This is a genomic window from Dickeya sp. CFBP 2040, assembly GCF_012273755.1.
Classification (GTDB): domain Bacteria; phylum Pseudomonadota; class Gammaproteobacteria; order Enterobacterales; family Enterobacteriaceae; genus Dickeya; species Dickeya poaceiphila.
The window spans coordinates 140,157-154,379 of sequence record NZ_JAAVXH010000113.1 but is presented as its reverse complement, the minus strand read 5'-3'; the positions used below and the strand labels follow the sequence as shown (position 1 = coordinate 154,379).

Here is a 14,223-nt window from a genome sequence, read left to right as displayed (position 1 = left end):
GGGTTTTAACATTATAGCCATATCGTAGCCGTTGGCAGCAAAATACTGGTCTTATCTGCGGAGTTACCCACGGCGTTATTGACAAAATTTTACGAAATAGCGCTGAAAATACCGTCGGATTCGCGCTGATATTGCCGATTAATGACGCCATCGACGCAGTTTCTTGTAGCGAAAAAGCAGCAAAATGACGGCAACGGAAACGTACATGATCGGCAATGGCGAAAGCGATTTTACTGACCAGAGATAATGAACCGGGGCTAAGATCGCGGCCAGATAAATGAGATTGTGCAGCTTTTGCCAGCCTGACCCCAATTTTCGCTGTGCTGACTGGGTGGAGGTTAGCGTCAATACTAGCAGTATCAGCCAGCTTGCCATGCCGAGCGTCAGGTAGGGGCGCAGAAGCACTTCTTTTCCCAGCAAATCGAGGTGATTAATCCCCAACTCCAGCAACGCATAACTGAGCAGATGCAGGCTGGCCCAGGCAAAACACCACAGCCCCAGCAGACGGCGACAGCGAATCAGCAGCGGTTGTTTACCGTAGCGTGCCAGCGGCGTCACCATTAGCGTCGCCAGTAACCATTTCAGCGCCATTGTGCCGGTAAAATGCTGGATATCTTTTGCCGGATCGGCGCTGAACGCGCCCTGATTAACGGCGAACACCAGCCAGAGTAGCGGCAGGAACGCCGCCAGATGGAGCACCGCTTTCAGGGCCGTGATGTGTCGGGAGGCTAGACGCATATCGTCGCTTTCCTGTTGATGGAAAAAAAACCAGAGCCGTCATCATGGGATACCTGACTTTTCTCAGAAGTTTGCCCGTAAATCCAACCCCTGATACAGCGAGGCAACCTGATCGGCATAACCGTTGAACAGTAGCGTGGGCTGGCGTTGAACGTCCAACAATCCGCCAGCACCGATGACCCGTTCGCTGGCCTGCGACCAGCGAGGATGATCAACATTCGGGTTGACGTTGGCATAAAACCCATACTCATTAGGTGCGGCCAGATTCCAGGTTGAAGGGGGTTGTTGTTGCGTCAGACGGATATGCACGATGGATTTTATGTTCTTGAAGCCGTATTTCCATGGCGTAACCAGCCGTATCGGCGCGCCGTTTTGCGGCGGCAAGGTCTTGCCGTATACGCCGACCGCCAGCAAGGTTAACGGGTGCATGGCTTCGTCCAGACGCAACCCCTCGACATAGGGATAGTCGAGACCACCCCCCATAAAGCTGTCTTTTTGACCGGGCATTTGCGCCGGGTCATAGAGCGTCTGGAACGCAACATAACGGGCGTTACTGGTGGGTTCGGCCAGTTTTATCAATTGTGCTAATTCGAATCCGACCCATGGGATCACCATCGACCAGGCTTCGACGCAGCGAAAACGGTAGATGCGCTCTTCCAGTGCAAAACGGCGGCGAATATCGTCGATGTCCAGCGTTATAGGTTTGGCGACTTCGCCGTCAATCCGTACTTTCCAACTCTCGGTCTTAAGCCCTCCTGCGTTGGCGGCAGGGTCGGCTTTGTCCAGCCCAAACTCGTAGAAATTGTTGTAGCCGGTGACCTTGTCTTCCGGCGTTAACGCCAGTTCCGGATGCCACTGCGGCGGCTGGTTGAAGGTCAGGGGTTTGCCGGGCGGCGCGGCAGGCGCCGGTTTTCCCTTAAACCAGTTGAGGAGATCAGCGTGTGCGCCACAAGGCAGGCTTAGCGTGGCGGCAGTAAGGCCCAGCGCCTTGAGAACGGTACGGCGCTGGTGGAACAGTGATTCCGGCGTCACATCGGCGTCGGTCAGTTTGCGATGTCTGGACATGGTGAACTCCCACTTTTGATTATTGATGTCGGTCTGGGGGATTCGTGTTTCATGCTCGCCCTGATAACGATGGCGATAGCGCCAGTATGCGGTGAAATAATATGCCGGGGAACGTTCTTTTTTACCGGGTGGTCTATTTTTACCGGTTTTTACAAAAAATGAATAAGACGAGCCGTTATCGGCCCGTCCAGAAACACAAATCAGTTTGCGGCGCTGATGCGTACCAGCGTTCGACCGGTAACCCGGTTTTCCAGCAGTGCGGCGGCGGTGGCCGGAACCTGCTCCAGCGTAATTTCCTGCGTAACCTGCTCGTAGAAGGAAGCAGGCAGCAGCGTCGCCAGACGACGCCAGGCTTCCTGACGCCGTGCGCGCGGCGTCATCACCGAATCGACGCCTTGCAGACGTACGTTGCGCAGAATGAATGGCATCACCGAGGTGGGAAGCGATACGCCACCCGCCAGGCCACATGCGGCGACGGTTGCGCCGTAATGCATTTGAGCCAGTAGCGTTGCCAGTACCTGATCGCCCACCGTGTCGATGGCGCCTGCCCAGCGCTGTTTTTCCAGTGGGCGACCGGCGGCGGCGAATTCTGCGCGATCCACTACCTGATAGGCGCCAAGTTGTTGCAGATAGGCGCTGTTGTCTGCCCGGCCACTGATTGCCGTCACCTGATAACCCAGCGCGTGCAACAGTGCGATGGCTGTGCTGCCGACGCCGCCGCTGGCACCGCTGACTACGACTTCTCCGCTTTCCGGAGTCACTCCGCCTTCTTCCAGCGCCATGACGCACAACATGGCGGTCAATCCGGCGGTGCCGATGATCATCGCCTGACGTGGCGTCAGACCCTGCGCAAGCGGCACCAGCCATTCAGCACGGACTCGTGCCTGTTCCGCCAGACCTCCCCAGTGGTTTTCGCCTACGCCCCACCCGGTTAGCACCACAGGCTGCCCGGCCTGAAAATCAGGATGGTCGCTATGGCACACGGTTCCAGCAAAATCGATACCCGGCACCATCGGAAACTGACGAATGATCTTTCCTTTGCCTGTGATCGCCAGTGCATCTTTATAGTTGATGCCGGACCAGTCGATATCGACGATGATATCGCCATCGGGTAATTGTGACGGTTCGATGCTGCTGATGTCGGCCACAGTCTGGCCATTTTGTTGTCCGAGCACTAAAGCGCGCATAAAAATCCTCCTCATTGGGGACAAAAATAGAGGTAGCTCATTTAAGGACTATATTTGTAACGGGTAGTATGCGAACTGATAAATCGCAAACAACGCACAAAGTATCTCATGAAAGCACTTTTCAATTCTTTGATAAGGAGTTAAGCGCAGGGATGGGGTTGACTGCCAGAATATCAATAGTAATGACGATGCTAGCGGCATTAGCGGTGGTGCTGATGTTGGTCGGCAGCATTTTCAGTTTTGTGTGTTATAGCCAGCAACGAATGGAGCACCAACTGAGGGCGGTGGCGGCAAGTATTGATCAGGCATTGCTGGTTCAATCGCCCGCGACTATCCAGTTCTGGCTGCCGGCAGTGATGAAGGCGGCTGGCATTGTAGAACTGGAGATCCGCGATGGTCGTGAACGAATCTATTTAGTTCGTCTGCCGGAGATGTTGCCTGACGGTGAAGAGCGGGCGCTGTTCTATCATCACACCAGCCTCTCTTTGTTGCAGCATACAGACGTGAAGGTGAAAGTAACCTATGTCGATCCGCTATTCGGTATACCGCGTTATCTCAAAGCTACGTTGTCTATTGTGTTGGTGATACTGGCGATAGCGCTAGCCGTTTTTCATGGTGTGCGCTGGCTACGGCGTCAGATGGCCGGACAGGAACAGCTTGATAGACGTGCGCGGCGCATTCTGGCGGGAGAGCGCGACTCGGTGATGCATGGTTCTGTGCATGAATGGCCAGCAGCGGCCAGTGGTGCGCTGGACCAGTTACTGCTTGATCTGGCCGAGGCACGTGAGGCGCGTAGTCGGGTGGATACCCTGATTCGTTCCTTTGCGGCGCAGGATGCGCAAACTGGCCTGAATAATCGATTATTTTTTGAGAATCAGCTTGCTACGCAACTGGAAGATCCTGAAGACGTTGGTACGCATGGCGTGGTGATGATGATCCGCCTGCCTGATTTTGACACGCTACAGGAGACGCACGGCTATGGCGGTGTGCTTGAAGAGTACCGCAATACCCTGATCAACCTGCTGTCCACGTTTGTCCTGCGTTATCCTTCCGCACTGCTGGCACGTTATTACCACAGCGATTTTACGGTGCTGTTGCCGCATCGTACCCTGAAAGAGGCAGACAGCATCGCCAGCCAACTAGCGAAGGCGATAGACATTCTGCCGGTTACGCCGCTGATTGATCGGGAGGATATTCTGCATATCGGCATTTGTGCCTATCGCAGCGGGCAAACGACTGATCAGGTGATGGAATGCGTGGAGGATGCTACCCGCAATGCCGTATTGCAGGGGGGAAACAGCTGGTGTGTGTATGACCAACGCGTACCGGAAAAAGGCCGTGGCAGCGTAAGATGGCGTACTTTACTGGAACATACCCTGCTACGTGGTGGGCCGCGTCTGTATCAGAAACCGGCCATTACCCGCGACGGGGAGTTGCACCATCGGGAAATGTTTAGCCGCATTTATGATGGCACTCAGGAGTTGCTGGAAGCGGAGTACATGCCGTTGGTGCGTCAGCTTGGCTTGACCTCCGGTTATGACAGGCAACTGATCAATCGGGTGATTGCTCTGACCGTCAGTTGGCAGGATTCGGTGCTGGCTTTCCCGATAACGGTGGATTCGCTGCTGCAACGGCCATTCCTGCGCTGGTTACGTGAAACCCTGATTCAGTGCCCCAAAAAACAGCGAGAGCGATTATTGTTTGAACTTGCTGAGGCAGATGTGTGTCAATATATTGGCCGTTTGCGACCGATATTGAAGATGATTACCGGCCTGGGCTGTCGACTGGCGGTGACACATGCCGGGCTGACGCTGGTCAGCACCACCTATATCAAGTCGCTGCAGGTGGAAGTCATCAAATTGCATCCCGGATTGGTGCGTAGTCTGAATAAGCGCCCAGAGAATCAACTGTTTGTCAGCAGTCTCACCGAAGCCTGCAAGGGGACGAATGCCCATGTCTTCGCTTCGGGCGTGCGTACGCGCGAGGAGTGGCAGACGTTGCTGGATAAAGGGGTTTGCGGCGGTCAGGGCGATCTGTTCGCTGCTTCAGAGCCGGTAGGTAACACGCTGAAAAAATATTCACCGCGCACGTATGTTTGATGTAAAAATCTGAACAAACTAGCGTAGAATAGCGGCGCCATGGCGTAGCTGGCCGGTTTGCTGAACGCGGCGGCACGCACGAAAATGTTAAATTTTATGTCGGTTGTTCGCGCAATTTTCGGGATCTGCTTGCGACAATCCCCGTTACTGCCAGAAGAAACGCTGTTCTGCAGGCATTCATGATTATGGCAATTTGCGCAAACATCATTTTTTCACCGTAGCAGAACCGGTTAGCGCCTTGTCGCTGCTGCGTGTGGTTGGTACAGTAAGCGGATTTCATTTCCGCCCCCAGCTTGCAGGATTATCCTTTAGTTATGTTTAAGAAATTTCGTGGCATGTTTTCCAACGACTTGTCCATCGACCTGGGTACCGCCAATACCCTGATTTACGTAAAAGGACAAGGCATTGTACTGAATGAGCCTTCCGTGGTGGCTATTCGCCAGGATCGTGCCGGTTCTCCGAAAAGCGTGGCCGCTGTTGGTCATGAAGCCAAACAGATGTTGGGTCGTACGCCGGGCAATATTGCCGCTATTCGTCCGATGAAGGATGGTGTGATCGCCGACTTTTTCGTTACTGAGAAAATGCTGCAGCACTTTATCAAACAAGTGCATAGCAACAGTTTCATGCGTCCGAGTCCGCGTGTGCTGGTGTGCGTGCCGGTGGGCGCTACTCAGGTTGAGCGCCGCGCTATTCGTGAATCCGCTCAGGGTGCCGGTGCGCGTGAAGTGTTCCTGATTGAAGAGCCGATGGCCGCTGCAATCGGTGCTGGTCTGCCGGTGTCTGAAGCGACGGGTTCCATGGTGGTGGATATCGGTGGTGGTACGACTGAAGTGGCGGTGATCTCGCTGAACGGCGTGGTGTACTCCTCATCAGTACGTATTGGCGGTGACCGTTTTGATGAAGCTATCATTAACTATGTGCGCCGCAACTACGGTTCATTGATCGGCGAAGCGACTGCTGAGCGCATCAAACATGAAATAGGTTCTGCCTATCCGGGCGACGAAGTGCGTGAAATCGAAGTGCGCGGTCGTAATCTGGCTGAAGGCGTACCACGTGGTTTCAACCTCAATTCCAATGAGATTCTTGAAGCATTGCAGGAACCGCTGACCGGTATTGTCAGCGCGGTGATGGTCGCGCTGGAGCAGTGTCCGCCGGAACTGGCGTCCGATATTTCTGAGCGCGGCATGGTGCTGACCGGTGGTGGTGCACTGTTGCGCAACCTCGACCGCCTGCTGATGGAAGAAACCGGTATTCCGGTGGTGGTCGCGGAAGATCCACTGACCTGTGTAGCTCGTGGTGGCGGTAAAGCGTTGGAAATGATCGACATGCATGGCGGCGATTTGTTCAGCGAAGAATAATCCGGCCAGAACAAAGAAGGGGGGACTGACCGCATGGATGAAAATCTATTGTATTCATCCCGCGTGGTAGCCCCCTTTTTATTGTCGAGGAATACGCAATTTTATGAAGCCGATTTTTAGCCGGGGCCCCTCCCTGCAACTACGCCTTTTTCTTACTGTTATTACCGCCATTGTCATTATCTTTGCTGACAGTCGGCTCGGTGCGTTTGTCAAAATCAGAACGTACATGGATACCGCTGTTAGCCCATTTTATTTTCTGGCAAACGGCCCGCGTACCATGCTGGATAATCTGTCTGCCAATCTGGCCTCTCGTGAGCAACTGGATCGGGAAAACACCGCTCTGCGTCAGGAATTGTTGTTGAAAAACAGCGATCTGTTGCTACTGGGGCAATTTCGTCAGGAGAATGCCCGCCTGCGCGAACTGTTGGGTTCACCGTTGCGTCAGGAAGAGCAGAAGATGGTCACGCAGGTGCTGTCCTCCGGTTCCGATCCCTACAGCGATCAAGTGGTGATCGACAAAGGCAACGTCAATGGCGTGTATGAAGGGCAACCGGTCATCAGCGATAAAGGTGTGGTCGGTCAGGTTGTCGCGGTGGGGCAATTTACCAGTCGTGTACTGTTGATTTGCGATGCGTCCCATGCGCTGCCGATTCAGGTGCTGCGTAATGACATCCGTGTTATCGCTGCCGGCAACGGTTGCACCGAAGATTTACAACTGGAACACCTGCCCAATAATACCGATATCCGGGTGGGCGATGTACTGGTCACATCCGGTCTGGGCGGTCGTTTTCCGGAAGGATATCCGGTCGCCGTGGTGTCGTCCGTAAAAGTAGACACCCAGCGTGCTTATACGGTGATTCAGGCACATCCTACTGCTGAATTGCAGCGTTTACGTTACCTGTTGCTGATGTGGGGTGTGGACAGTAATTCCCGCATGGCGTTGCCGCAGGACGAAGTCCACCGGGTGGCAAATGAGCGTCTGATGCAGATGATGCCCCACGTGGTGCCGTCGCCGGAGGAAATGGGTCCGCCCGCACCGCCGTCGGCCAATACGTCAGCGTCTGATTTTGTCGGTCCGCCTGCGCCGCCAGCCAAAACCAGTACGAAGCCGAACACGAAAAAAGCGAAACCGGCACATGCGGCCTCGTCCCGAAATACCCCGGCGCCTGACGCTAATCAGGCGACACCGCCGCAACAGGGAGCGGTGCCCGTGCCCGGTGCGTCGGGAGGTAGCCGATGAATAGCTATCGCCGACACGGACACTGGATTATCTGGCTCTCGTTTCTGGTGGCAATGGTGTTGCAGATCATGCCCTGGCCCGATGAGCTTTACATGTATCGTCCTTCCTGGCTGGCGCTCATCCTGATTTATTGGGTGATGGCGTTGCCGCACCGGGTCAATGTCGGCACCGGATTCGTACTGGGAATGATAACAGACTTGATCCTCGGTTCCACGCTGGGGGTGCGAGCGCTGGGGCTTAGCATTATCGCCTATCTGGTGGCATTCAAATTCCAGTTATTCCGTAACATGGCGTTGTGGCAGCAGGCACTGATGGTCATGTTGCTATCGCTGTTGCTGGATTTACTGGTGTTCTGGGCCGAATTCCTGGTGATCAATGTCTCTTTACGACCCGAAATTTTCTGGAATAGTGTTGTCGACGGTGTGCTGTGGCCGTGGCTGTTCCTGCTGATGCGTAAGATTCGTCGCCAGTTTGCCGTTCAATAACCAGAAGATGATAAGAGAAACCTGATGATCGACTTGTATCTGGCGTCTGCATCGCCTCGTCGCCGTGAATTGCTGACCTTGCTGGAATTGTCGTTCGATATTTTGAAGATCGATGTTGCTGAACAGCGCCAGCCTGATGAAACGCCGGAGCATTATGTCAGCCGTCTGGCGTGTGATAAGGCTGCTGCCGGTGTGGCGGCGGCACCGATGGATTTGCCGGTGCTGGGCGCTGATACCATTGTGGTGCTCAATGGTCAGGTGTTGGAGAAACCCTGCGATGCAGAGGATGCGGCTCGCATCCTGCGTGCCTTATCCGGCCAGCGTCACCAGGTAATGACCGCGCTGACGCTGGCGGACCGTTGTGAAAACGTGTCGGCGCGGGTGATTACCGAGGTGCAGTTCCGGGCGCTTTCCGATGACGAAATTACACGTTATATCGCCAGCGGCGAACCGATGGATAAAGCCGGTGCCTATGGCATTCAGGGAAAAGGCGGATGTTTCGTTAAATCGATTTTCGGGAGCTATCACGCCGTGGTAGGGTTGCCATTGGTAGAAACGTTTGAATTGTTGAAATATTTTTCTGCGCGGCGTAAAGAACGAGGAACCCATGACCGCTGAATTGCTGGTAAATATTACCCCTTCAGAGACGCGTGTCGCCTATATTGACGGCGGTATTTTGCAGGAAATCCATATTGAGCGTGAGGCTCGGCGTGGAATTGTAGGCAATATCTATAAAGGTCGGGTCAGCCGTGTGCTGCCGGGGATGCAGGCAGCATTTGTCGATATCGGGCTGGATAAAGCGGCGTTTTTGCACGCTTCCGATATCATGCCGCACACAGAGTGCGTGGCTGGTGACGAGCAGAAAAACTTTCATGTGCGCGACATCGCCGAGCTGGTGCGTCAGGGGCAGGACCTGATGGTCCAGGTGGTAAAAGACCCGCTTGGCACCAAGGGCGCACGACTGACTACCGATATCACCTTGCCGTCGCGTTATCTGGTATTTATGCCGGGTGCATCGCACGTTGGGGTATCTCAGCGTATTGAAAGCGAAGTCGAGCGTGAACGACTGAAAAAGACGGTGGCCGATTATTGCGACGAGCAGGGCGGTTTTATCATCCGTACTGCTGCCGAAGGCGTGGGCGAAGAGGAGCTGGCGCAGGATGCCGCTTTCCTCAAACGTTTGTGGACCAAGGTGATGGAGCGCAAAAAGCGCAACCAGACCAAATGCAAGCTGTATGGCGAACTGGCGCTGGCGCACCGTATTTTACGGGATTTTGCTGGCGCGTCGTTGGACCGTATTCGTGTTGATTCGAAGCTGACTTACGACTCCTTGCTGGAATTTACCGCCGAATACATCCCGGAAATGACCAGCAAACTGGAGCATTACAGCGGTAAACAGCCGATTTTCGACCTGTATGACGTGGAAAATGAGATTCAGCGGGCCTTGGATCGCAAGGTAGAACTGAAATCCGGCGGCTACCTGATTATCGACCAGACAGAAGCGATGACGACCATCGACATCAACACCGGTGCGTTTGTCGGCCACCGCAATCTGGACGAAACCATTTTTAATACCAATATCGAAGCGACACAGGCCATTGCCCGGCAGCTCCGGCTGCGCAATCTGGGTGGGATCATCATCATCGATTTTATCGACATGGCGAATGAGGATCATCGACGTCGCGTGCTGCATTCGCTGGAGCAAGCCTTGAGCAAGGATCGGGTCAAAACCGGCATCAGCGGCTTCTCTCAGCTTGGGCTGGTGGAAATGACGCGTAAGCGCACCCGTGAGAGCATAGAACATGTGCTGTGCAGCGAGTGTCCAGCCTGTCATGGCCGTGGCTCAGTCAAAACCGTGGAAACCGTGTGTTACGAAATCATGCGTGAGATCGTGCGTGTACACTATGCCTATGACTCTGATCGTTTCCTGGTTTACGCCTCCCCTGCGGTGGGCGATGCGCTGAAAAGCGACGAGTCACATGCGTTGGCGGAAGTGGAGATTTTCGTCGGCAAGCAGGTTAAGGTTCAGATCGAACCCCTGTACAGCCAGGAACAGTTTGATGTGGTCATGATGTAAGATCATGCCGCCCGTCGCTGGCTCTCGGCTGACGGGCTATCTGTTAAGGTTTTCGCTCGTCGCCGGTGACGAACAACGAGGAGACAGGAGTGAGGCGACTGCCCGGCATAAAGCGATTGCCCGGAATAGCAGCAGCGACGTGTGCCGCTCTGATTGTGCTGGCCGCGCTGCTGGTCAGCGGTTTGAGAATGGTGCTGCCAACGCTGGATACTTTCCGGCCACAAATCGTGGCCTGGGCGCAGTCCGTCACTGGCTTGCCAATCGAGGTGGAGAGCCTCAACGGCAGTTGGGAAACGTTTGGCCCTACGCTGGATATCACCAATCTGCGCGTTCATCATCCGGACGCGGAGTGGCAATCAGAACGTATTTCGGTGGCGCTGGATGTCTGGCAGTCGCTGCTGCATTTGAAGTGGAAATTCCGCGATCTTACGTTTTATCACCTGCAAGTAGACATCAAAAAACCGATCACTCCCGATCAACAACACACACGCGCCTGGGAGCCGGATCAACTCGGCTCGCTGTTCCTGCGTCAGTTCGATCACTTTGATCTGCGTAATAGCCGTATTCGCTTTCTGACCCCGGCTGGTAGCCGGGCTGAGTTGCAAATTCCCCAGTTGACCTGGCTGAACGGTAGAAACCGGCACCGGGCGGAAGGGCAGATTAGCCTGTCGAGCTTCAATGATCAGCACGGGGTGGTGCAGTTGCGCATGGATTTGCGTGATGAGCAGGGCTGGCTGAATAACGGCGTGGTGTATTTGCAGGCCGACAACATCGACATGAAGCCGTGGCTGGGCCAGTGGATTCGCAACAATACCGGACTGGAGAGCGCCAGGTTCAGCCTTGCCGCCTGGTTGCAGGTGCGGGAAGGCGATATCTACGGCGGCGATCTGCTGCTCAGTCAAGGGGATGCCAGTTGGCGTGACGGCACCACGCTGCACCGACTGGGGGTCAACAGCATGACGTTGCACGCCAGCCGCTACCAGAATGGCTGGCAGTTGGATCTGCCGTCGTTGAATGTGTCTACCGATGGCGTCAACTGGCCGAAAGGACAAGTGTCTGCTCTATGGCTACCAGCGGACAGCCAACTGCTGGGGCCGGATCGTTCGGCTGAGTTACGCATCCGCAGTAGCCATCTGGCGCTGGAACGGCTGGGGCCGATGTTGCCACTGTTAAGCTCTGCCACACCGGAGCTGAAAACCCGCTGGCAGGCATTGCAGCCGGAAGGGCAATTGACCACGCTGGCGTTGGATATCCCCTTACAGCAGCCGGAACATACCCGCTTTCAGGTGAGCTGGCAGGATGTCGGCTGGAAAAACTGGCAACGGCTGCCGGGCGCGAATCATGTGTCCGGCGAGGCGAACGGTAGTCTGGCGCGTGGACGGACGCGGGTGAATCTGGCGCAGAGCACGTTGCCGTATCAGGACATGTTTCGTGCGCCGCTGGATATCCGGCAGGCGGACGCTACGCTGGACTGGCGTAATGACCCTCAGGGTTGGGAACTGTGGGGGCAAGGGTTGGATGTTCGCTCTCATTCGTTGTGGGCCAATGGCGAGTTCCGCTATCGTCATCCCGCTCAAGGGGAGCCAAGGCTGGATATTTTGGCCGGAATTCGGCTCGGTGATGCTGCCGATGCCTGGCGTTACTATCCCGAACCCTTCATGGGCAAAAAACTGGTGGATTACCTGACCGGCGCCATCAAGTCGGGGCAGGTGGACAATGCTACGCTGGTGTTTGCCGGTAATCCGGCGCAATTCCCGTTTGAGCATCAGGAAGGGCAGTTCCAGGTCTGGGTGCCGCTGGAAAAATCACGTTTTGAGTTCCAGCCCGGCTGGCCTGCGCTGGATAACCTGAATATCACACTGAATTTCCTTAACAACGGCTTGTGGATGCAGGCACCGCAGATAAAGCTGGGCGATGCCGACGGGCGCAACATCCATGCTGTCATCCCTGACTATAGCAAAGAGAAGCTGCTGATCGATGGCGATATCAGCGGCAGCGGTAAAGAAGTGAGTGATTACTTCGAGCAGACGCCGCTGAAAAATTCGTTGGGCAGTGCGTTAACGCAGATCCAGATTGGTGGAGAGGTACGGGGCGATCTGCATCTCGATATTCCGCTCAATGGTAGTCTGGTGAAAGCCAGCGGCGATGTATCGCTTAACAATAACCACGTGTTTATCAAACCGCTGGATGTGTCGCTCCAGTCAGTCAGTGGGCAGTTCCACTACGATAACGGCAACCTTGCCAGCAAGATGATGCAGGCACGCTGGCTTGAACAGCCAGTCACCTTCAGCTTTTCGACTCAGGAGCAGACGAACGCAAACGCGTTTCTGGTTAATGTCGGATTGCAGGGAAACTGGGCCGTGTCCCGCCTGCCGGGGGTGCCCAAACCGGTAGCCGCAGCGTTAAATGGCAACACGGCCTGGCAGAGTGTGGTACAGGTAACGTTGCCGCCTCGTGGCTCACCCAGCTATGACGTCACGGTTCAGGGGGACCTGAAAGAAGTAAGCAGTCACTTACCTTCTCCGCTGAATAAAGCGGGGGGAACGGCACTGGTGCTTCAGGCCAGCGCCAAAGGGGACCTCTGTGGCTTCTCTATAACCGGTACGTTGGGGAAAAAACAGTCTTTCAATAGCCAGTGGTTGCTCAAAGACAACAACGTTGTGCTGACGCGGGCCGCCTGGCAGGAAGGGGCGAACCCCCCGTCGCTGCCGGATGATTCCTCGCTGACGTTGGCGTTGCCGCCGCTGGATGGCGAGCGTTGGCTGGCGTTGTTGCCCGGCGTTCGTAGCGCCGTGTCGGCGCAGGCTGGTGCCAGTCGTTTCCAATGGCCGGAACGGGTGACGCTGACAACGCCGGAACTGAAGATACTGGGTCAGCAATGGCATGATCTGATGTTTACCAGTCGTACCCAAAGCGGCGGCAGCGAAATTACCGCCACCGGCAGGGAGATCGACGGTCGATTGTTGATTCCTACCGCCGGGCCGTGGCGCAGCGATGTGCGTTATTTGTATTACAACCCGCAGTGGCAGGGAGATGATGCGACCAATCCGATCGCGCTGGCAGAGAAAAAATCGCCGCTCAACGATCCCAGTATTCGCTTTGAAGACTGGCCGGCGTTGCAGTTTGACTGCCGCGAATGCTGGTTGCTGGGACAAAACATCGGTCAGGTGAAAGGTACGCTGCAACCAGAGCCTGACAAGCTGGTGCTGACCAACGGGTTGGCCGATAACGGCAAAGCGAAGCTGACGCTGGACGGCAGCTGGCAGGAAAGCGGCGAAGGCACCCGTACGGCCATCAAAGGGCGGCTGTCCGGCAATAGCCTGAGCGATAACGCCGACTGGCTGGGTCTGGCAACGCCGCTGCGTGCCGGGGCGTTTAAGATAGACTATGACCTGTACTGGCGCGGTTCGCCATGGGCACCGCATATTCCAAGCCTGAGCGGCATTCTGAAAACCGATATCGGCAAGGGCGAGATTGTTAACGTCGGTACTGGCCAGGCCGGGCAATTATTGCGTCTGGTGAGTTTCGATGCGTTGCTACGTAAGCTACAGTTTGATTTCAGCGACACTTTCGGCAAAGGCTTTTACTTTGATTCGGTTCGCAGCACGGCATGGATAAAAGATGGCGTGCTGCACACCGATAATTTGCTGGTAGACGGCCTGGAGGCGGATATCGCTATGAAGGGTGATGTCGATCTGGTGAAACGTGAGTTGTCGATGGAGGCGGTGGTGGCGCCGGAGATTTCCGCCACCGTCGGTGTGGCGACTGCTTTTGCGGTCAACCCGGTGATCGGCGCGGCGGTGTTTGCCGCCAGCAAGGTGCTGGCACCGTTGTGGAGTAAAATTTCCCTGATTCGTTACCACATTTCCGGTAGTGTGGATCAACCCAGGATTCAGGAAGTCGTACGTGAGCCGCAAAAAGCCAACGCCGCGGCAGCGGCGGGCCAGTAACGGCAGTGTGGTTATCTGATGACA

At 55.4% G+C, this 14,223-nt stretch carries 10 protein-coding genes; 7 read left to right on the top strand and 3 right to left on the bottom strand.

From position 1 onward, the window contains the following. Nucleotides 1-138: 138 nt before the first annotated feature. From msrQ to Dpoa2040_RS17520, 3 genes are all read right to left on the bottom strand, one after another. Nucleotides 139-738, bottom strand: coding sequence for a protein-methionine-sulfoxide reductase heme-binding subunit MsrQ (gene msrQ, locus Dpoa2040_RS17530; RefSeq protein ID WP_168642059.1), 600 nt, complete (start codon nt 736-738; stop codon nt 139-141). A gap of 63 nt (nt 739-801) precedes the next feature. Continuing rightward, nucleotides 802-1,803: a protein-methionine-sulfoxide reductase catalytic subunit MsrP gene (gene msrP / locus Dpoa2040_RS17525; protein ID WP_168642058.1), complete on the bottom strand. Its 1,002-nt coding sequence runs from the start codon at nt 1,801-1,803 to the stop codon at nt 802-804. A gap of 200 nt (nt 1,804-2,003) precedes the next feature. Next, complete coding sequence (locus Dpoa2040_RS17520; protein ID WP_168642057.1) at nt 2,004-2,990, bottom strand: MDR family oxidoreductase; 987 nt, start codon at nt 2,988-2,990, stop codon at nt 2,004-2,006. Between the two features lie 152 nt (nt 2,991-3,142). On the opposite strand from Dpoa2040_RS17520, the gene csrD reads away from it, so the two are divergent. The 7 genes from csrD to yhdP all read left to right on the top strand — a co-directional run bounded on the left by csrD (nt 3,143) and on the right by yhdP (nt 14,199). Next, the gene (csrD, locus tag Dpoa2040_RS17515) at nt 3,143-5,089 is read left to right on the top strand and encodes an RNase E specificity factor CsrD (protein ID WP_168642056.1); all 1,947 of its coding nucleotides are present in this window, start codon (nt 3,143-3,145) and stop codon (nt 5,087-5,089) included. A gap of 314 nt (nt 5,090-5,403) precedes the next feature. Continuing rightward, nucleotides 5,404-6,447 carry a rod shape-determining protein MreB gene (gene mreB / locus Dpoa2040_RS17510; protein WP_012883014.1) on the top strand — a complete coding sequence of 348 codons (1,044 nt, stop codon included), beginning with the start codon at nt 5,404-5,406 and terminating at the stop codon, nt 6,445-6,447. Between the two features lie 103 nt (nt 6,448-6,550). Continuing rightward, nucleotides 6,551-7,687 carry a rod shape-determining protein MreC gene (mreC, locus tag Dpoa2040_RS17505; RefSeq protein WP_168642055.1) on the top strand — a complete coding sequence of 379 codons (1,137 nt, stop codon included), beginning with the start codon at nt 6,551-6,553 and terminating at the stop codon, nt 7,685-7,687. Beyond that, nucleotides 7,684-8,172 (top strand): rod shape-determining protein MreD, encoded by a 489-nt coding sequence (gene mreD / locus Dpoa2040_RS17500; protein ID WP_168642054.1) that lies wholly within the window; start codon nt 7,684-7,686, stop codon nt 8,170-8,172. The genes mreC and mreD overlap by 4 nt, the downstream gene beginning before the upstream one ends. A gap of 24 nt (nt 8,173-8,196) precedes the next feature. After that, nucleotides 8,197-8,790, top strand: coding sequence for a nucleoside triphosphate pyrophosphatase (locus Dpoa2040_RS17495; protein ID WP_168642053.1), 594 nt, complete (start codon nt 8,197-8,199; stop codon nt 8,788-8,790). Beyond that, on the top strand, nt 8,780-10,249 hold the full coding sequence (rng, locus tag Dpoa2040_RS17490) for a ribonuclease G (RefSeq protein WP_168642052.1): 1,470 nt from the start codon (nt 8,780-8,782) through the stop codon (nt 10,247-10,249). Before Dpoa2040_RS17495 ends, rng begins: the two co-directional genes overlap by 11 nt. 107 nt (nt 10,250-10,356) lie before the next feature. After that, nucleotides 10,357-14,199, top strand: coding sequence for an AsmA2 domain-containing protein YhdP (yhdP, locus tag Dpoa2040_RS17485; RefSeq protein WP_168642080.1), 3,843 nt, complete (start codon nt 10,357-10,359; stop codon nt 14,197-14,199). Nucleotides 14,200-14,223: the final 24 nt, after the last annotated feature.

Excerpts from the sequence above, each read along its gene's own strand:
- msrQ (WP_168642059.1), bottom strand. The coding sequence starts at position 738 with ATGCGTCTAGCCTCCCGACACATCACGGCCCTGAAAGCGGTGCTCCAT.
- msrP (WP_168642058.1), bottom strand. The coding sequence starts at position 1,803 with ATGTCCAGACATCGCAAACTGACCGACGCCGATGTGACGCCGGAATCA.
- Dpoa2040_RS17520 (WP_168642057.1), bottom strand. The coding sequence starts at position 2,990 with ATGCGCGCTTTAGTGCTCGGACAACAAAATGGCCAGACTGTGGCCGAC.
- csrD (WP_168642056.1), top strand. The coding sequence starts at position 3,143 with ATGGGGTTGACTGCCAGAATATCAATAGTAATGACGATGCTAGCGGCA.
- mreB (WP_012883014.1), top strand. The coding sequence starts at position 5,404 with ATGTTTAAGAAATTTCGTGGCATGTTTTCCAACGACTTGTCCATCGAC.
- mreC (WP_168642055.1), top strand. The coding sequence starts at position 6,551 with ATGAAGCCGATTTTTAGCCGGGGCCCCTCCCTGCAACTACGCCTTTTT.
- mreD (WP_168642054.1), top strand. The coding sequence starts at position 7,684 with ATGAATAGCTATCGCCGACACGGACACTGGATTATCTGGCTCTCGTTT.
- Dpoa2040_RS17495 (WP_168642053.1), top strand. The coding sequence starts at position 8,197 with ATGATCGACTTGTATCTGGCGTCTGCATCGCCTCGTCGCCGTGAATTG.
- rng (WP_168642052.1), top strand. The coding sequence starts at position 8,780 with ATGACCGCTGAATTGCTGGTAAATATTACCCCTTCAGAGACGCGTGTC.